This window comes from Acinetobacter sp. 1124_18A (assembly GCF_052824995.1).
In genome coordinates, this window is record NZ_VTDF01000016.1 from 1 (window position 1) to 18790 (window position 18790).

Consider the following 18790-nt stretch of genomic DNA (forward strand, 5'->3'; position numbering starts at 1 on the left):
CTCTGTTCTCTGTTCTCTGTTCTCTGTTCTCTGTTCTCTGTTCTCTGTTCTCTGTTCTCTGTTACTGATATTTCTGTCTTAACTCATTTTTTTCTTTATCTGATAAAAATGCGATTTTAAGTCCATTGTCTTGAGCTGTATAAATTTGTTCAGGGGTTAATCCTGCCAATGGGGCAGCACTTAAATATTCATGTTGTATCTCAATGCCTTCTACAGCAGGGTCATCTGTATTAATGGTGGCAAGCACACCATGTTCTAAAAAAGTCTTTAATGGGTGCTCTGCTAAAGACGGAACTGTATTGGTTTGAATGTTTGAGGTGAGACAAGATTCAATACCAATTTCATGTTTAGCTAAATAATCTAAAAGCTTCAAATCTTGAACCGCTTTAACCCCATGTCCAATCCGTTCGGCACCTAATTCTTCAATGGCTTGCCAAATACTTTCTGGACCGGCAGCTTCGCCTGCATGCACCGTAATGTGCCAACCTGCATCACGTGCTTTTTTAAAGTGATTGATAAATAAGTTGCCCGGAAAGCCAAGCTCATCTCCAGCAAGATCCAACGCTTTAATATTATTTTTATGGGCAAGTAGAGCATTTAATTCTTTTTCACAGGCTTCCTGACCAAAAGTACGACTCATAATGCCAATTAAATTCGCTTTTACCCCGTAAGTTTGACTGCCTTCTTTTACACCCGCAATGACTGCTTCAACGACTCCTTCAAGCGGTAGTTGATGTGTCATTCCCATGTAACCTGGCGAAAAACGCAGTTCTACATAGTCTAGACCTTGTTGTGCAGCATCTTGCATGTTTTCAAATGCAATGCGTTTACAGGCATCTAAACTCGCTAATACTTTTACCCCCCAATCCAACTTCGATAAAAAACTTAATAAGTCGGGTTGGTTGTCAATCACTTGTACGTGTGGGCGTAAAGATTCAATGTCGTAGGCAGGCAAATCTAAATGATATTGTTGCCCTAATTCTAAAATAGTTTGAATGCGGATGTTGCCATCAAGGTGGCGATGTATATCTGTAAGGGGAAGTGTTTTTGTAATCATAGGTTTCTTCTTATCTGTTCGTATCAATTCATCATGCCTGTTTAGGGTTACTGATAAAAGTTTGGATTTGCTATGTTTTTGTGAAAAGGGGTTTAGTTGAGTTTTTTGAACTTAAGATATTCGTTTAAGTTTTAATTTTGATGACATTGTTCTGGCCTAAGAAGATAACGCAGTCTGTGTAAGATACAAGCACTAAGATTTTTATTGTTTTTAATCTCGCTGAGCCTGTCTACTGTTGACTCTTTAACAATGGATTGGCTAAAGAAGGGTCATTGGTATTTCGTCTGTTACTTGTAAATATGAGTGAAGGCTTGCTAAAGACCAAACTGATAAGGCGATTAATTTATCTGTAGAAATCTATTTCTGGCAAGTAAATGAAAAGAAGAAATAGGAAGCGTTCAAATGAAGTCGGTACTTTGTCATCAAGCAAAATTAGAAGTGGTGGACCAACCGAAATTAACTCCTACAAAAGGACAGGTGTTATTAGAAGTGGTTCGATGCGGGATTTGTGGCTCTGATTTGCATATGCAACATCACTGCGACCACATGCATGATTTAGCCGCACGTGTCGGGTTTAATGGTTTAGCTAAGTCTACGGACCCGTTTGTATTGGGACATGAGTTTTGTGGCAAGGTTTTGGATTATGGTCCAAAAACTCGTCATAAATTTAAAGCCGACACACTTGTTTGTGCAATGCCTCTTTTAAATGTAGACCAGCATGGTTATTTATCTACAGGGCTTTCTCCAAATGCTTCAGGTGGCTATGCCGAGCAAGTATTGGCTCAATCAAGCTTGATGTTTGAAGTGCCGAATGGCTTAGATGTAGATAGTGCTGCTATGACTGAACCTATGGCGGTTGCATTGCATGCCGTTCGCCGTAGCCGTGTTAAAACCAGTGAACCTGCTATTGTGATTGGCTGTGGACCTGTCGGGCTAGGTGTTATTTTAATGCTTAAAGCGGCTGGGGTTAAAACTGTAGTTGCCAGTGATTTTTCGCCAAACCGCCGTAAGCTTGCTGAGCAATGTGGTGCAGATATTGTGGTAGATCCGAAAGAGACATCGCCATTTGCCAACTGGAAAGAGTTTGGTTTGCTTGGCAATGTTTCTGATGCAATTAATATGGGCATGGGGCTGTTTGATAAGTTGCAAGCGACTCGCTTACCTTGGTGGCATGGGTGGCGCATGATTGATAAGTTAGGCGCTTTGCCAAAACGTCCGGTTATTTTTGAGTGTGTGGGCGTACCAGGTGTTTTACAGCAAATTATTGAAGGCGCACCTTTGTTTTCCCGAATTGTCGGGGTAGGTGTGTGCATGCAAAGTGACAAAATAGAACCAGCACTTGCGATTAATAAAGAGTTAGAAATTCAGTTTGTGTTGGGCTATACACCACTTGAGTTTCGAGATGCGCTACACATGATTGCAGAAGGTAAAGTGAACTGCTCTCCACTGATTACCGGTGTTGTAGGTTTAGAGGGTGTTACGAGTGCATTTGAAGCGTTACGCGACCCTGAACAACATGCCAAAATCTTGATTGACCCGAAACGTAGTGGTTCAGATATTCGATTGATGAGTCATTAATTTAAAGTCATTTACGCTTAACTAAAAAGGTTGTGATCTCATCAATCACAACCTTTTTTTATGAGTATAAATCGCAATATTGGATGTTCAATAATAGCTATAGAGCTGTGTTACTTTTTAGCTGCTCTAATTCGTAGTAAATCCAGTCTACAAATTTCTGAATGGTCGGTGTGATGTCTTGGCTTGAATGGATGAGGTAGTACTTTCGGCTGCCTTTTAGTTTTTTATTGGAAACAATAACAAGTTCTTTTTTTTGTAGTTCAGACTCGATCAACATTTGCGGAATTAAGGCCATTCCCATGTCATGACTGGCAGCAACGGCAAGCATTGAAAATAACTCATGGCGTTGTCCATCAAAGGGCTTTGGATGTTGCATGTGATGAGTCAGGAACCATTCTTGCCAAATGCTAGGCCGAGTGGTTTGTTGCAGCAGGGGAATTTTTAGTAAATCCTCGGGGCTTAAATCATAGGTATTTTCATTAATCATGACCGCATCTGGAAAATACTTTTCGATGAGTCTTGGTGAGCATACAGGTACAATTTCTTCATCCATTAAATAATGCGCTTGTATGCCGGGCCAGTGGTCAATTTGCTGCTGAGTACCTGCAAAAATAGCAGCGTCAAAAATATTGTCATTAAATAAAAAAGGTTTGGTACTGGTCTCTAAGTGAACCGTAATTTCAGGGTGTTTTTGATTTAAAAGATGGAGCTTGGGTAATAACCAGCGCGTTGCAAAGGTAGGTACCACACCTAACTTTAATGTTCCACCTAAACCTTTATGAGAAATGACATCGGCGGTACATTTCTCTAGCCCTAACAAGTAAGGCTTAATGCTTTTAAAATATTGTTGGCCCGCAATAGTTAGCTCGACACCGTGCCGAGTGCGTATGAATAATTCAACACCCAAGAAATCTTCTAGCTGCTGAATTTGGCGAGAGACCGCACTTTGAGTAATACATAACTCTTGCGCAGCATAGGTATAACTTAAATGTTTTGCTGCACTTTCAAAGCAAATCAGGCCCTGAATAGATGGGATACTTCTTCGCATAAATAAATCCTTTTATTTGTCGTCATATTTCAAAACAGCATATGACCTACATGCAGATACAAGAGTTTAGTCTAAAAATAAGCCATTTTTAATGAAATACAACCAATTAAATATCTAAATTTAATTTGACTTATTTTAAATATGCGTAAGTCGCATATCTGCATGAAGATTTATCGTTTGATTACTGCATTTTTCACGCATAACATCGAGTTAAATAAAGAAGATCAAATCAAGCAGAGGATGCGATGAATCACATGGTGACAACAAAAAAAGCAAAAGTTCAATTTAACTGGCAAGACCCATTTTTAATTGAGCAACAGCTTACCGAAGATGAGCGCATGATTCGTGATGCGGCTCATGCGTATTGCCAAGAACGCCTGCAACCACGTGTACTTGAACAATTCCGTCATGAAACAACAGATCCGTCTATTTTTCGTGAAATGGGAGAGCTTGGCTTACTGGGTCCAACCATCCCTGAGCAATATGGCGGTGCGGGTTTGAACTATGTGAGTTATGGTTTGGTTGCGCGTGAAATTGAATATGTCGATTCGGGCTATCGCTCTATGGCGAGTGTGCAAAGCTCATTGGTGATGGTTCCAATTCATGAATTTGGTACTGAAGAGCAAAAGCAAAAGTACTTACCTAAACTTGCTACTGGTGAATATATTGGTTGTTTTGGTTTGACCGAACCTGATCATGGCTCAGACCCAGGTAGTATGATTACACGTGCTAAAAAAGTTGACGGTGGTTACCGTTTAAGTGGCGCCAAAATGTGGATTACCAACAGTCCAATTGCCGATGTATTTGTGGTCTGGGCAAAAGAAGTTTCTGCTGAAGGTAATGTGGGTGATATTCGCGGCTTCATTTTAGAAAAGGGTTGGGAAGGTTTATCTGCACCTGCCATTCATGGCAAGGTTGGTTTACGTGCCTCGATTACAGGTGAAATCGTGATGGATAACGTATTTGTACCTGAAGAAAATGCATTCCCTGAAATTCGAGGTTTGAAAGGCCCATTTACCTGTCTAAATAGCGCCCGCTATGGTATTGCATGGGGCGCAATGGGTGCTGCCGAGTTTTGTTGGCATACCGCACATCGATACACAATGGACCGTAAACAGTTTGGCCGTCCGTTGGCTGCAAATCAGTTGATTCAAAAGAAACTGGCAGATATGCAAACTGAAATTGCATTAGGTTTGCAAATAGCTTTACGTTTTGGGCGTATGAAAGATGAAGGTATTGCCTCAGTTGAAGGCACATCTTTAATTAAGCGTAACAACTGTGGAAAGGCGCTTGATATTGCTCGCATGGCGCGTGACATGATGGGTGGAAACGGCATTAGTGATGAGTTTGGCGTAGCACGCCATTTGGTCAATCTTGAAGTCGTAAATACCTATGAAGGTACACATGACGTTCATGCCTTGATTTTAGGCCGTGCGCAAACAGGCATCGCTGCATTTAGTAACTAACTCATTAATTTTTAAAAGATAGAGGTGTTCTTTCAAGAGCACCTTTAGGGATTTTTACGCAAAAATTTATGGATAATGACAAGATTCATCGTAAGGATACTCATGTGAAGATGTGCCTCTGTGTACTTAAAACTAAATGTAAAGTTATGAAAATATAGAAGATTAAGTCATACAGAAAACATAAGTAGGCTATCGATGACTCATTTGGGAAAATGAGGAACTAAAGATGAACAATGACGTTCAAGTAATATCGAAAGAGTTAAGAAATACATTTCCAAGTAATCTTGGAACATATGAAAAGATTGGCCCTCATACATGGAAATGGGCGTTGCTATTTGCCTATTTTGCGATGGTGGTCGATGGCATTGATATTATGCTGCTGTCTTATAGCTTGACCAGTTTAAAGGCAGAGTTTGGTTTAAGTACCTTTCAAGCGGGCGCATTGGGTAGTGCGTCGTTGGCAGGAATGGGCGTTGGCGGTATTTTAGGTGGTTGGGCATGTGATAAGTTTGGTCGTGTACGGACCATTGCCAACTCGGTGACCTTCTTTTCGTTAGCGACTTGTTTATTGGGTTTTACGCAAAGCTTCGAGCAATTTATGGCTTTACGCTTTATTGGTGCTTTAGGAATCGGAGCACTTTATATGGCTTGTAATACCCTCATGGCTGAATATGTGCCAACCACTTACCGCACAACGGTATTGGGCACGCTACAGACTGGTCAGACCGTAGGTTATATTGCTGCGACGTTATTAGCAGGGGCGATTATTCCGGATCATGGCTGGCGTGTTTTATTCTTCCTGACCGTAGTGCCTGCTTTCGTTAATATTTTTCTGCAACGATTTGTGCCAGAGCCAAAATCTTGGCAACTCACTAAAATTGAAAGCTTACAAGGCAACAGACAGCCTAAAGAAATTGTAGCGACTGAGAAACCAAAAAATAGCAGCATCTATAAGCAAATTTTTAATAACTTTAAGCACCGTAAAATGTTTTTGTTGTGGATGACTACAGCATTCTTCTTACAGTTTGGTTATTACGGCATTAACAACTGGATGCCAAGTTATTTAGAAACAGAAGTGCATATGAATTTTAAAAACTTAACCAGTTATATGGTGGGTTCATATACCGCAATGATTCTAGGAAAAATTTTAGCGGGTTATCTTGCGGATAAATTTAACCGCCGTGCTGTTTTTGTGTTTGGAACAATTGCCAGCGCCGTGTTCTTGCCAATTATTATTTTCTTTAATACGCCTGACAATATTTTGTATTTATTGATTACCTTTGGCTTCTTATATGGCATTCCATACGGTGTGAACGCGACTTATATGGCTGAAAGTTTTTCAACTGATGTACGTGGAACAGCCATTGGCGGTGCCTATAACATTGGTCGTGTCGGGGCAGCGATTGCACCAGCCACCATTGGTTTCTTGGCATCGGGTGGGACGTTTACCATGGCCTTTATTGTGATGGGCGCTGCGTATTTTGTGGCGGGTGTATTGCCGGGCTTATTTATTAAAGATCGTCAGTACGATCCGCAAAAACAATCATAAACAATGACAAGAAGGTGCTTTGAGTACCTTCTAAAAGATAAGGGTATCGTTATGGGTGCATTACAAGGAATTCGGGTTTTAGATTTAAGTCGTGTGCTTGCGGGTCCGTGGTGTGGGCAAATCTTGGCAGACCTTGGCGCAGAAGTCATTAAAATTGAACGTCCTCGAGTCGGTGATGACACCCGCATGTGGGGACCGCCATGGATGCCTGATCAAGACGGAAACATGACTCGTGAATCTGGCTATTTTCAGTGTACCAACCGCAATAAATATTCTGTTGCGGTAGACATAACCACACCTGAAGGTCAGGCCTTAATTTATGACATTGCCAAGACTGCCGATGTTGTAATTGAAAATTATAAGACAGGATCTTTGGCTAAATATGGCTTGGACTACGCATCATTAAGTGAGTTAAACCCAAATCTTGTTTATTGCTCAATTACTGGTTTTGGGCAAGATGGCCCACGTGCAGAAGAGCCTGGCTATGATTTTATTATTCAAGGTATCTCTGGCTTAATGAGCATTACCGGTGAGCCTGATGATGTGGCAGGTGATGGGGCACAAAAGGTTGGAGTGGCCGTTGTAGATATTCAAACTGGTTTGTATTCAACCATTGCTATTCAGGCTGCTTTGATTGCACGCTCGCACACTGGACGTGGTCAATATATTGATATGTCACTACTTGATGTGCAGGTCGCGGCACTGGCAAATCAGGGCATGAACTATTTGGCTTCGGGTAAAGCACCGCAGCGCATGGGTAATCAACACCCGAGTATTGTGCCTTATCAAACTTTTAAGGCTAAAGATAAAGAATTTATTATTGCCTGCGGTAACGACAAGCAGTTTAAAGATTTGTGCATTGCGATTGGTTATCCAGAGCTACTCGAAAATGAAAAATTTGTGCGTAATCAGGACCGCGTCAAATATCGAAATGAACTGATTCCTTTATTGTCTGAGCACTTTTTGCAGAAAACTGCCAAAGAGTGGGTCGAAATGATTCATGCTTTAAAAGTACCAGTGGGCGTTATCAACTCTATTGAAGATGCCTTGGCTGAACCACAAATCGTACATCGTAATTTGGTGGTCAATATTCCTCATCGTTTAAATGAAAACTTCCAAACCATTGGCTCACCAATAAAGTTGTCTGATACTCCGGTTGAATACCATCATGCACCGCCAGAGCTTGGTGAGCATACCGCTCAAATCTTATCGAGATTTAAAACAGCAGAAGAGCTGGCTACGTTAAAAGAGAAAGGCATTATTGATGGGAAAATTGCTTAAGCTATTGCCGCTTTTAATGTTATTCAATTTAAATGAAAACTGTGATTTGAAATAAATCACAGTTTTTTATTAAAAATAAGAGCTTTAATATTTAAAAATAAGCGGTAGCTCTGGTCTGAAATCATGAATCATTCCTTGAGGTTCATGATCAAAACTAATTTCCATTAAATGCTCCGATCCATCAGTCACTTCAAAATCATCAAGCGTGTTGAACAGTAACGAAGTAGGGTGCTGTTCAAGGTTTGGAATAGAAACCTTAATCGCGGTGATTTCTGATAAATCTTTGCTATGCACGAGAGGTTGTTGTTTTTCTTTCGTAGCGAGATCTGGTCGTGAAGCAAATGAAAGGAAGAACCACATCGGTTCAGATACCACAGAATCCTTGGCAACATTTACTTCTAAGCTGGCTGGTAAATAACTCGGCTTGTAAACCCAATGAGGAAATTTTGTACCGTTATCATCTTTATTTTTAGGGCGAAAACAAATGCCAAAAGGGGACGCGATATTATCTTGAGCACTGAGTCGTTCAAAAAGCAGGGTGGGTTTTGTGAGATCACTTGAGGCTTCTTCTGGGTTATTTAAAAAGATTAATTCAATAAAGCTATTTTTAAAGAAAAAACGTCTGTTTTCGGTACCTTGACCCGAGTGCTTATTGGATGAGCCTTCTATTAGACCAAATTTTTTTAAAGTTTCAGCTTCGGGAGCGCCTGATTGTACACAAATAAAAATATGGTCCACTTCCATTTTAAGTTCTCATGTTTTGTTGATGAATATTAAATAATTGATTGATAGAATTTTTCATGTTTATCGCAAGTGTTTCATCGAAACCATCGACTAAAAAGCGGCTAATTAACCCTTCAATCACCGTATAGATCAGCTCAGATAATGCTTCACCATTTGGCATCTCGCAGTTCTGTGCAATCAGTACTTTAATCCATTGTTTATGGGCTTTAGAAATAGAAATAATGTCTTGATCATCTTGGTTAGATTCAGCGACTGCTCTTACAAATAAACAGCCTTTAAAGAAATCTTGTTTAAACCAGTTGGTGTGCCAATCAAGAATTTTATTGATGGCCTCTAACCCTGTTGCATCTCCCACATAACCTAGAAGGCTTTGCTTAAAGCGTTCATCACGAGCAATCAGTACAGATCTGACCAGTTGATTTTTATTTTTATAGTACGTGTACATTGTGGTTTTGGAACAGCCAGATTCATCGCGAATCAAGTCAACGCCAACCCCGACAAAACTATTTTCATTAAATAACCTCTCGGCTGTATCTAATATTCTTAAGGCAGATTTTGACATAAAACTTTTCCGAAAAATAAAATAGTACAGATCTGTACTATTTGAAATTTTATCTATATGCTTTTTAAAAAGCAACTTTTTGTTAGAGGAATAAAACAATGTTCTCGATCTTTCATGGCAAAGAAAAACTGGCTCCATCGCCCACTAAAGTTGATATTTTAAGAAGCCTTGTTGGGGGTACGGTCAGTATTTTTATACTTCTGTGGTTGAGTAAACTCACACATAATATTTTTATCATGGCGCCGTTTGGGGCCACTTGTGTATTGCTCTATACCGTGTCTCAGTCACCTTTGGCGCAGCCGAGAAATATTATATTTGGGCATCTTATTTCGGCTTTTGTGGGGTTGTTTTTTCTAAAATTTGTCGATGTTTCTATTTTTTCAATTGCTTTATCGGTGGGCTGTGCAATTGCATTTATGCAGATTTTTAAATGCGTTCATCCACCTGCTGGGGCCAACCCTTTGGTTATTTTACTTACCGCGAGCAGCATACATTACCAGTGGAGTTTTCTAGTTTTTCCTGTTTTGGTCGGTGCAGTGTCTTTAGTTCTGGTGGCGATGCTGATTAATAATATTAAAGCGAGCACCAAGTGGCCCATGTATGGCTTAGGAATTTTAAATAGTAAAAAGTAGAGAAGGCATGAAGTATTTTGAGCCGAAAAACAATAAAAGTATTCACTACGCCAAGATAGTGAATACTTTTGTGAAATTATGATTTCTTGGAAATACGTTCTTCGATGGCAAATTTGAGTAAAGAAGCACTGCGGTAAAAACCATGTGCGAACTTTCCAAATGGCATGGTAATAAAGAACGTCATGACCGTGGCTAAATGGAAAATCAGTAAAAGTGCCATGTAAGGGGTATTGCGAAATGCCATGAGTGCTAGCCCTGAAGCGCTAACGATAAGCAGAAGAAAGATAAAGCCTCGATCTACAGGTTTTTGCTCACGGTCACCATGTAATGGATGGCGTTTAAGGTTTAAATAAAGCAAGCCAGATGGTCCAATCACTAAGCCAAGTCCACCCAAAGTGCCCAGAATAACAGGCAAGCTAAAAATAGGGTAAGGCGCGTGTAGGGCAAGAAAGTAATGATATAAAGTCGCTACACCTGTGGCTGCAAAGCAGAATATAAAGCCATAAAAAGTAAGGTGATGGAACACACGGCGGATTTGTGTGTAACGGTCATCTTGCTCATTACAGCCTTTGCCATGTCCGCCATCTAAATATTTAAGCGTTAATACATTTTGAGTGGCTTGAACAAGGTCGGGTTTCTCAACTTTGCCATGAATGACTTTAGAGGTTTGCCGCCAAAATTTACTAATTCCAATGCCGAGCAGAACAATCGCAACTGTAAAGGTCGCTCCAAAAAGTAGAGCTAAAAAGTTATGCGGGAAAATCGCATAGAAATTACCTTGGTAGCCTGCAAACAGGTCGGTGCCTTTGTACCACACCACAGCTAACATGCATAAAAAGAAAATGAGTGATAATGCTGAAACAAAAGGTATGCCGACAGACTTATAAAGTCGGCCTAAAGGCTGCGGTGTCGCAAACTCTTGGTAAGTTTCCAAACGTACTTGCGCCATCGCTTGTGGAATGTTTACACCAAACTCGTGCGGCGGGGCATATTGGCAAGCGTGTAAACATGCACCACAGTTATGGCACAGGTTTGCGAGGTAATGAATATCTGCTTGATTAAACTCAAGACGCTTGGTCATGGCCGCAAATACAGCACAAAATGACTCACAGTAACGACAAGCATTACAAATCTGTAAGGCTCTTTGAACTTCCTGCTCATGGTCAGAGAGCTGAACAACTGGAATTAGGGCTTTAGTACTAGCATTCATGTTCAACTCCTTGTGAAAGTGCATAGAGGGCTGCATTTTTTCCGGCAATGCGTCCAAACGTCGTTCCAATCGACATGCCGACGCCTGCGGTATAGCCCTGACCAAGTACGTTACCTGCCATCATTTCACCAGCGACAAACAGGTTGTGGCTTGGCTTATTGTTAAAACGCACAGCAGCATCGTCTTCGACTTTTAAACCTAAATAGGTAAAGGTAATGCCGGGTTTGAGGGCGTAGGCATAGAAGGGTGGTTGATCGAGAGGAACTGCCCAGTGGGTTTTGTTAGGAACAATGTTTTCGGTGGTGCAGTCATCTAAAACGGTATGGTTAAAGGTACCTTGCACGCAAGATTGGTTAAACTCTTCTACAGTGTGACATAAGGTTTTTGCGTCTAGCCCGATTTTTTCGGCTAACTCTTGAATGCTGTTTGCTTTTACACCCGTAAACACAGGTGGCATAAAGCGACCAATTGCTTTTGAGTCGATAATCGAATAGGCAATTTGCTGAGGCTGTTTAGCAACAAGACGGCCCCAAATCGCATAACGTTTTGGCCAGAAGTCTTCGCCTTCATCGTAAAAACGCTCGGCTTTGTTATTGACCACAATACCTAGTGAAACACAGTCAATACGGGTACAAATGCCGCCGTCATATAACGGTGCTCGTGCATCTACAGCGACGCAATGCGATTGCGATGGATCACCAATAATATCGGCGCCTTGATCTATCATAAATTTGAGTAAGTTGCCTTGATTAAAACGAGTGCCACGAATAATGAAATTATCGGCAGGCCATTCGCCGTTTTCGTTTTGTCCCCATGCTTCTCTTAACCATTCCAGATTTGACTCAAAACCACCTGCGGCCAATACACAGCTTTTTGCTTTAAACACACGACCATCTTCCGCAATTGCGGCTTCAAAATGCCCTTGGTTTAACTTTAGGTCTTTAATTTTTGTGTCGTATAAAATTTCGATGCCAAGTTCTTGGGCACTTCGATAGTAGGCATTAATGAGGGCTTTACCGCCACCCATAAAAAAGGCATTGGTACGTGCAACATGCAAAGCGCCTGAGAGCGGCGGCTGAAAATTCACGCCATGTTTACGCATCCAGTCACGGCAGGTCGCCGTGCTACGAATCACTAGACGGGCTAAGTGTTCATTGGTTTTTCCGGCAGTTACTTTAAGCAGATCTTGCCAATATTCTTCTTCTGAGTAGGCATCGACCAATACATCTTGAGGAGCATCATGCATGCAGCGAAGGTTACGGGTGTGTTGTGAGTTACCACCACGCCATTCTTTAGGTGCTGCTTCTATGACAAGCACAGAAGCGCCTCTTTCCTTTGCTGTGAGCGCGGCACACAGTGCGGCATTCCCACCACCAATTACAATCACATCATGCATGGATTTCTCCCTTTCTCAGCTAGGGCTAATGTAGCTTTAAAAGGGAAGGTGAAGTGAGAGGCTAAGCTTGAATGGGTGTTTAGTAAAAATAAACACTAAGCGCTTAAGTGTTTATGAGCTCCGCACCGGGCCAGCGTTTTTCATTAATTAAGTTGGTCACACAGGCACGAATCACCACCTTAGTGGCTAAAGTGGCAGGCGAGAGCTCTTCTTCAGAAAGACTAATTAAATAGTTAATACGCTCAATGGCAGGCTCTACAACGCGTAGCAAACATAAGTCTTGTCTTGAGTTTAATGATGCACCCGCAGGTTGGATGGTTGCCATTTCGAGTTGACAGATGCTTTCCATTAACAAATGTAGCCCATCAATTTCATAGGCCACTTTAAGCTGATGAATTTTCTGTTCGAGCAACAAACGCAGCCCATGCCGTTGGCTCGGTAAAATAAGCGGAAGTTCTTTAAGCTGTGGATGAGTAATCGTTTGAGTGTCGATACAGCTTTCAAGTTGGTACTGATTCAGCACTTCTTTCGGCGCGATTAAAAACATTTGTTCTTTGACTAAAGACTGTATGGCCCACTGCGGGTCGACATCGTCACTAAAGATGATTGCAACATCTAGCTGTCTTGCATTAACCAATGCCTTGAGGTCACCAGACAAGCCCTCGATTAAACGGACTTTAATGTCGGGGTAACGGTTTCTCATGAGTTTTAAAAAATGCGTGCCAATAACCGCCGCAACACTGGGTGAAAATCCCACGGTGACATGACCACTTAAACGTGAAGAATGCGCAGAATCTACGGCATGGTCGAGGTGCCTAAGTGCAAGTTGAACTTGTTGAAAAAAAGCTAAACCCGCAGGGGTAGGAACTGTCCCAAGGGCGGTACGTTGTAAAAGGCGAATGGAAAGCTCGCTTTCTAATTTTGAGATTTGCTGACTTAATGCGGAAGTTCCAATATCAAGATTTTTTGCAGCTTTACCCAAGCTTCCTGACTCGATGACCGCAATAAAATACTTTAATTGTTTGAGTTCCACGGCAAATACTACTTTAACCTTTATTGATTATTCTACACTGGTTTATCTCTATACATTTTGTTCTATTACGCTGAGTAAACCACCAAAAGAGTAAAGGCAACATCACCTCAAGACGTTGCCTTTTAGAGCTTTTATTGTTTAACCTGCTCAAGACCCTGTTCTTCAATAATTTGTGTAGCCTGTGGCGATTTCACAAATTTGATTAACTCTTTTGCAACCTTTTCATGTTCAGAGTTTTTACCAATGCCCGCTGCAAACACAGTGACTTTTTGATAAGGCGCAGGAATTGGACCGACTAAATCAACTTGACCATATTTGCCAGTAAAAGGTTTGATTTCACTAACTTGCTGGAAACCAATATCAAACTGACCTTCAGCAATACGTTTTGCAACGCGGTCACCGACCACTTTTTCTGCTTTACTAGAAATCACTTTGTACTCGACAGGTGGGAAGCTTGGGAAAACATCTTTTTCAAGATGTGTACCGCTTGCACTTGCTGAATAGCCGATGTGCTTGGCATTTAATAAAACTTTTTCAAATTTTGCCGCAGAGCTAATGTCTGGTTTTGGGGCACCTTTAGGCACAGCCATGCCAATGCTTGAGTTCACTAAAGCACTTTGTGAATTAGGGTTGACATAACCTTTTTCTGCAAGCTTGTTCAGTTCAGGCGCAGCCAACACCACCACATCAAAATGTTCACCACGATCGAGTCGATTTGGAATCGCAGTTGGCGACGCACCCATTGATGAACCAGATGAGAGGTGAACCGTGTGACCGGTTTGCTTTTCAAATATTGGAATGAGTTTTTCCATAGATGAATAGAAACCGCCTGAGCTAATCACTTCGAGTGTATCTGCGTTGGCAAGGGTTGAGCCTAAGCCTGCACCAGCTAGGCAAATGGTCATGAAGATAGGGGACTTTTTCATAGTATCTCGCTTTAATGATAGGAGAGCACAGTACGGCTGCAACACGCGCCGTACTGTTCATTAAAATTTCAGGTTAAGTCGTTGTTGTTTTAAGCGCTAACCTTCGCAGGTTCAGCAATTGGGTCTGCATTCTTCTGCTTAGAACCACGGCATAAATACAAGCTTGAGATTAGGCTACATACTGCTGCTAACATCAGCCAGAATGCTGGGGTACTTGCGTTACCTGTGTTTTCGACAAGATAAGTACAAGCCATGGGTGTCATGCCACCAAAAATAGCTGCTGCAAGACTGAATGCTAAAGAGAAGCCGACTGTACGTACACGTTTTGGCATCACTTCGGCCAGTGTTGCCACCATGGTTCCGTTGTACATACCAAAGAAGAACGAGAAGTAAGCAAGTGTAATTAAAAGATTTGTGAAACTAATATCGCTCACTAACCAGCTTAAAACGGGGTAAGTGGTAAAGATGGCAAGTGTAGTAATACCGACTAAAACAGGACGACGGCCAATTTTGTCTGAAAGTAAACCACCCATTGGCAACCAGAAGAAATTCGACAAACCAACAAACACAGTCGCTAAAAGGCTATCTGTTACCGACATTTCTAAAGTACGTTTTGCATACACCGTGGTGTAAACCGTAATGAAATAGAAAGTGGTTGTGGTCATGGCACTCATCATCATGCCTGCGAGTACAATGCGCCAGTTGCTCGCAAGTGTGCTGAAAATCTCTTTTGAAGATGGATGATTCTTTTGTGCTTTAAAGTCTTCGGTTTCTTCCAAAGTGCGGCGGAATAAGAAGATTAAAGGAATAATCAAACAACCGATTAAGAACGGAATACGCCAGCCCCATTCGCCCACTTGAGCAGTCGTTAAAATGGTGTTGAGCCAGTAGCCAAGTAATGCAGCAAACACAACCGCAATTTGTTGGCTGCCAGACTGCCAGCTTGTGATAAATCCGCGGTTTTTATCGGTTGCGATTTCAGCTAAATAAATAGAAACACCGCCAGATTCAACACCTGCCGAGAAGCCTTGTAACAGGCGTCCAATCACCACCAAAATTGGCGCAAGAATACCGATTGTTTCATAACCCGGCACAAAGGTAATTAAGATGGTCCCGATTGCCATAAGGCTTAAGGTCACAATGAGACCTTTACGTCGACCGACTCTGTCGACATAAGCGCCTAAGAAAATAGCGCCGAGAGGACGCATAAGAAAGCCCGCAGCAAACACGGTAAATGTCATCATTAAAGAGACATATTCATTTTCAGAGTGGAAAAATTTTGCTGCAATATAAGTGGCATAGAAACCAAAAAGAAAAAAATCGTACTGTTCTAAAAAGTTGCCACTCGTTACATTTAATATTTTTTTAAAAGTAGCCCTACGGTTATTCACGACATCCATTGGAGACCTCCTTGGTCTGACAAAATGGAAACATTCACGATCTTCAATAGAGGGCCTTAAATCGACTCATTCAATAAACCTAAATAGCAAATGGGTTAGAGATGAGATTTAAAGATGCCCTTCGTAGAAAATGTGATGCCTTGTTTCCAGTTCAAACTACACATCTATAATTTGATAAACAGAAATTCACTTATCATTCAGATGAAAATGTAATCTTAAAAAGCAGGAGGGAGTGAGAGGACAAAATTAATTAGGTCTTTAATAAAACTAATGACCCTTTATAAAATAATTTCAGAACATGGCCAGATTTGATTTTGAATCAGCTCTTTTACACAGGCTTTAATGGCTGACTTAGCTGCGAGTGCCGCTGGTGATAATTCCTCTTCGGCAAGGCTGACCAAGTAATTGATTCGCTCAACTTCAGGGTCAATCAGTTTTAGTAATTGAAGCTTGTGTTTGTACTCTTGAAGGCAGGCACTGCCGGGACGAACACTAGCAAGGTCAAGGTGAATCAGACTGTCCATGAGTAAGTGCAGGCCATCAATTTCATAGACGACATTGAGTTGTCCAATCTTGTGCTCAAGCAGTTTTCTTAAACTGTGACGCTGACGTGGCAGTACTAAAGGAATATCACCAATTTGTTGAGACCGAATAATGCCGCTTTTGATGCACTCAGTAAGACCGTATTTTTCGAGCACTTCTTTTCGTGCCATTAAATACATTTGCTCGCGTACCAGTGGTTGTATGGACCATTGTTTGTCAATTTCATTGGTAAAAATAATAGCGATATCAAGCTGACGTGAATTAATCGACTGAATCAGGTTACCCGACAGTGTTTCCACAATTTCTAGGCGGATATCTGGATAGCGTTCAGACATTAGTTTCATTAAAGGGATGCCAATTAAAGCGGTAATGGTCGGTGGAAAACCAAGACTCACATGACCTGAAAGCCGTGCCGAATGAGCAGCATCTACCGCAAAATTAATCTGCCGCAAAATAAGTTGAGAATGTTTTAAAAAGGCGAGGCCTGCTGGGGTCGGCGTAACACCAAAAGCATTACGCTGTAATAAGCGAATACTTAGCTCTTGTTCTAACTTACTAATTTGTTGACTGATTGCTGACGCGCCGACATCGAGTTTTTGAGCTGCTTTTCCAATGCTGCCTGCTTCAACGACCGTCAAAAAATACTTTATTTGCTTGATTTCCATAATAAATGTCTTTGCTCATCATCCTTGATTTATAGAGATATGAAGGATTGGGAAATCTATCATGCGCTTTAATATTAACAGCAATAAATACAAAAGTTTCTTAAAAAATTATCTGAAAGTTTTAAATCATCATCGTCTTTAATCTTGAGTTCAAAGGGACTTATCTCATTTTACAGAGGTAATCCTATAATTTTTAATATGGCATCCACAGTCAACGAATTGGCGTTTTCGGCTAAGCGCATTACTCAAAATCTAAATAAAGTGAATAATCAAAATAAAAAAATCCAGGATGGATCCATGATTTTTGTCGTAAGAAATAGAACATTAGTATTGGGAATCGCTTCAATTTGTACAAGTGGATTACATGCTGCTGCATTTGATAAAACAGGCCAATCCATATCAGCATTTTTACAACCGGGAAATTACTTTGAAGCCAGTTTAGGCGTGACAGATACGGATTTAAAAGGAGTGGAATCTGGTACGAACCCTTCACATCAACCAATTTCTGATATCGCTAATACAGATTATCGGCCAACTGCGGCTTTAAAGTTTCAGATTGCACCGCAGTATTCATTTGGGTTGCTTTACGATCAACCTTTTGGAGCTGACACAGAATATTCTGGTGTAAATGGCTTTGTCGCAACGCCGAAAGACACAGTTATGCTTCCCGGTATTACGACTACAAGCCTTGCAAATGCGACTTCTGGTCAAGTTCCCACAGGAAATGCAAAATCGGAATTTGATATTCAAAGTTTCAGCTTCATTGCCGGATATCAGCCTAATAAAAACTGGAATATTTTTGCAGGGCCGGTTTATCAAACCTTCAAAAGTCAGGTCAATTTAAGAGGCAATGTATTTAGTCTTTATAATGGCTATGACTTTCAAACTAAAACTGTGGGCGATTGGGGCTGGTTAGCTGGACTGGCTTATCAAATTCCTGAAAAGGCCGTTAAAGTTTCGCTTACCTATCGCTCTGCCATTACCCACAAAGTAAATGCGACTGAAAATGCACCGTTAATTGATATGTTAACGACTCAGCAAGGACGCGATTTAGTTAGCCAACATCTCGACTATATGATTTCTATCGGGCAAATGACCGAGCAAAAGAAAAACTATTTAAATCATATTATTTCAGAGTTACCTCATGGCGAAGGGTCTGGTACAACCAAATTTAAATCGCCAGACTCAGTGAATTTGGAGTTTCAAACCGGTTTACGTCAGGGAACTTTATTGTTCGGAAGTTTACGTTGGGTAAATTGGAGTGATTTGGCGCTACAACCTTATCGTTTTGGTGAAATTTCAAGAATTATTGGAGTATTAGCAACACCAAGCCGTCCTGAAGGGCTTAATTTAGTTCGTTATGATGAAGATCAATGGTCTTTAAATTTAGGACTAGGACAACGTTTTTCGCCTAAATGGTTAGGTTCTGTGTCGGTCGGTTGGGACTCAGGCGTAGGCGATAAAGTTTCAACGGGCGGCCCAACAAATGGATATTACAATTTAGGAATTGGTGCTCAATATAGCCCAACATCACAATACTTTATTTCTGGTGGTGTGAAATATTATTGGCTGGGTGATGCAAAAGCTCAGCTTGGAGCACAGGCGGGTAGTGATTATTATGTGGGTGAGTTTAAGGACAACTACTCGATAAGCTATGGTTTAAAAATTGGATATAAATTTTAAAATTAAATCATTCATTT

16 protein-coding genes are annotated in these 18790 nt (G+C 41.1%); 6 read left to right on the top strand and 10 right to left on the bottom strand.

The genetic code is table 11. The features are described from left to right. Nucleotides 1–61: 61 nt before the first annotated feature. Entirely contained in the window at nucleotides 62–1057 is a 996-nt protein-coding gene (gene add, locus FY048_RS18530) for an adenosine deaminase (RefSeq protein WP_446092102.1), read from the bottom strand. A 402-nt stretch (nucleotides 1058–1459) separates the two neighbouring features. Here add and FY048_RS18535 point away from each other — a divergent pair, with 402 nt between their 5' ends. Continuing rightward, nucleotides 1460–2635: a zinc-binding dehydrogenase gene (locus tag FY048_RS18535; RefSeq protein WP_446092103.1), complete on the top strand. Its 1176-nt coding sequence runs from the start codon at nucleotides 1460–1462 to the stop codon at nucleotides 2633–2635. 97 nt (nucleotides 2636–2732) lie between these two features. Here the strand turns inward: FY048_RS18535 and FY048_RS18540 are convergent, their stop codons facing one another. Then, nucleotides 2733–3683 (bottom strand): LysR substrate-binding domain-containing protein, encoded by a 951-nt coding sequence (locus tag FY048_RS18540; RefSeq protein WP_446092104.1) that lies wholly within the window; start codon nucleotides 3681–3683, stop codon nucleotides 2733–2735. Between the two features lie 245 nt (nucleotides 3684–3928). On the opposite strand from FY048_RS18540, the gene FY048_RS18545 reads away from it, so the two are divergent. From FY048_RS18545 to FY048_RS18555, 3 genes are all read left to right on the top strand, one after another. Further along, a complete protein-coding gene (locus FY048_RS18545) occupies nucleotides 3929–5149 on the top strand; it encodes an acyl-CoA dehydrogenase (protein WP_446092105.1) in 1221 nt (406 codons plus the stop codon). Nucleotides 5150–5375: 226 nt separating this feature from the next. Further along, on the top strand, nucleotides 5376–6698 hold the full coding sequence (locus FY048_RS18550) for an MFS transporter (RefSeq protein WP_446092106.1): 1323 nt from the start codon (nucleotides 5376–5378) through the stop codon (nucleotides 6696–6698). 51 nt (nucleotides 6699–6749) lie between these two features. Continuing rightward, nucleotides 6750–7979, top strand: coding sequence for a CaiB/BaiF CoA transferase family protein (locus FY048_RS18555; RefSeq protein WP_446092107.1), 1230 nt, complete (start codon nucleotides 6750–6752; stop codon nucleotides 7977–7979). Between the two features lie 84 nt (nucleotides 7980–8063). Here the strand turns inward: FY048_RS18555 and FY048_RS18560 are convergent, their stop codons facing one another. Together FY048_RS18560 and FY048_RS18565 are read right to left on the bottom strand one after the other, a co-directional pair. Further along, nucleotides 8064–8723 (bottom strand): VOC family protein, encoded by a 660-nt coding sequence (locus FY048_RS18560; RefSeq protein WP_446092108.1) that lies wholly within the window; start codon nucleotides 8721–8723, stop codon nucleotides 8064–8066. Between the two features lies 1 nt (nucleotide 8724). Continuing rightward, nucleotides 8725–9285: a TetR/AcrR family transcriptional regulator gene (locus FY048_RS18565; RefSeq protein ID WP_446092109.1), complete on the bottom strand. Its 561-nt coding sequence runs from the start codon at nucleotides 9283–9285 to the stop codon at nucleotides 8725–8727. A gap of 98 nt (nucleotides 9286–9383) precedes the next feature. Between FY048_RS18565 and FY048_RS18570 the strand changes: the two genes are divergently transcribed. After that, nucleotides 9384–9917 carry an HPP family protein gene (locus FY048_RS18570; RefSeq protein ID WP_446092110.1) on the top strand — a complete coding sequence of 178 codons (534 nt, stop codon included), beginning with the start codon at nucleotides 9384–9386 and terminating at the stop codon, nucleotides 9915–9917. Between the two features lie 76 nt (nucleotides 9918–9993). Here the strand turns inward: FY048_RS18570 and tcuB are convergent, their stop codons facing one another. The 6 genes from tcuB to FY048_RS18600 all read right to left on the bottom strand — a co-directional run bounded on the left by tcuB (nucleotide 9994) and on the right by FY048_RS18600 (nucleotide 17090). Beyond that, nucleotides 9994–11127 (bottom strand): tricarballylate utilization 4Fe-4S protein TcuB, encoded by a 1134-nt coding sequence (tcuB, locus tag FY048_RS18575; protein WP_446092111.1) that lies wholly within the window; start codon nucleotides 11125–11127, stop codon nucleotides 9994–9996. Continuing rightward, the gene (gene tcuA, locus FY048_RS18580; RefSeq protein ID WP_446092112.1) at nucleotides 11117–12523 is read right to left on the bottom strand and encodes an FAD-dependent tricarballylate dehydrogenase TcuA; all 1407 of its coding nucleotides are present in this window, start codon (nucleotides 12521–12523) and stop codon (nucleotides 11117–11119) included. The genes tcuB and tcuA overlap by 11 nt, the downstream gene beginning before the upstream one ends. A gap of 103 nt (nucleotides 12524–12626) precedes the next feature. Then, nucleotides 12627–13556: a LysR family transcriptional regulator gene (locus FY048_RS18585; RefSeq protein ID WP_446092113.1), complete on the bottom strand. Its 930-nt coding sequence runs from the start codon at nucleotides 13554–13556 to the stop codon at nucleotides 12627–12629. 131 nt (nucleotides 13557–13687) lie between these two features. After that, nucleotides 13688–14482: a substrate-binding domain-containing protein gene (locus FY048_RS18590; protein ID WP_446092114.1), complete on the bottom strand. Its 795-nt coding sequence runs from the start codon at nucleotides 14480–14482 to the stop codon at nucleotides 13688–13690. An 89-nt stretch (nucleotides 14483–14571) separates the two neighbouring features. Further along, on the bottom strand, nucleotides 14572–15882 hold the full coding sequence (gene tcuC / locus FY048_RS18595) for a tricarballylate/proton symporter TcuC (RefSeq protein ID WP_446092115.1): 1311 nt from the start codon (nucleotides 15880–15882) through the stop codon (nucleotides 14572–14574). Between the two features lie 278 nt (nucleotides 15883–16160). Then, a complete protein-coding gene (locus FY048_RS18600) occupies nucleotides 16161–17090 on the bottom strand; it encodes a LysR family transcriptional regulator (RefSeq protein ID WP_446092116.1) in 930 nt (309 codons plus the stop codon). 297 nt (nucleotides 17091–17387) lie between these two features. On the opposite strand from FY048_RS18600, the gene FY048_RS18605 reads away from it, so the two are divergent. Beyond that, nucleotides 17388–18773, top strand: a complete 1386-nt coding sequence (locus FY048_RS18605; RefSeq protein WP_446092117.1) for a long-chain fatty acid transporter — start codon at nucleotides 17388–17390, stop codon at nucleotides 18771–18773. Nucleotides 18774–18790: the final 17 nt, after the last annotated feature.

Coding starts and splice junctions, on each gene's coding strand:
- add (WP_446092102.1), bottom strand. CDS start 1,057: ATGATTACAAAAACACTTCCCCTTACAGATATACATCGCCACCTTGAT.
- FY048_RS18535 (WP_446092103.1), top strand. CDS start 1,460: ATGAAGTCGGTACTTTGTCATCAAGCAAAATTAGAAGTGGTGGACCAA.
- FY048_RS18540 (WP_446092104.1), bottom strand. CDS start 3,683: ATGCGAAGAAGTATCCCATCTATTCAGGGCCTGATTTGCTTTGAAAGT.
- FY048_RS18545 (WP_446092105.1), top strand. CDS start 3,929: ATGAATCACATGGTGACAACAAAAAAAGCAAAAGTTCAATTTAACTGG.
- FY048_RS18550 (WP_446092106.1), top strand. CDS start 5,376: ATGAACAATGACGTTCAAGTAATATCGAAAGAGTTAAGAAATACATTT.
- FY048_RS18555 (WP_446092107.1), top strand. CDS start 6,750: ATGGGTGCATTACAAGGAATTCGGGTTTTAGATTTAAGTCGTGTGCTT.
- FY048_RS18560 (WP_446092108.1), bottom strand. CDS start 8,723: ATGGAAGTGGACCATATTTTTATTTGTGTACAATCAGGCGCTCCCGAA.
- FY048_RS18565 (WP_446092109.1), bottom strand. CDS start 9,285: ATGTCAAAATCTGCCTTAAGAATATTAGATACAGCCGAGAGGTTATTT.
- FY048_RS18570 (WP_446092110.1), top strand. CDS start 9,384: ATGTTCTCGATCTTTCATGGCAAAGAAAAACTGGCTCCATCGCCCACT.
- tcuB (WP_446092111.1), bottom strand. CDS start 11,127: ATGAATGCTAGTACTAAAGCCCTAATTCCAGTTGTTCAGCTCTCTGAC.
- tcuA (WP_446092112.1), bottom strand. CDS start 12,523: ATGCATGATGTGATTGTAATTGGTGGTGGGAATGCCGCACTGTGTGCC.
- FY048_RS18590 (WP_446092114.1), bottom strand. CDS start 14,482: ATGAAAAAGTCCCCTATCTTCATGACCATTTGCCTAGCTGGTGCAGGC.
- tcuC (WP_446092115.1), bottom strand. CDS start 15,882: ATGGATGTCGTGAATAACCGTAGGGCTACTTTTAAAAAAATATTAAAT.
- FY048_RS18600 (WP_446092116.1), bottom strand. CDS start 17,090: ATGGAAATCAAGCAAATAAAGTATTTTTTGACGGTCGTTGAAGCAGGC.
- FY048_RS18605 (WP_446092117.1), top strand. CDS start 17,388: ATGATTTTTGTCGTAAGAAATAGAACATTAGTATTGGGAATCGCTTCA.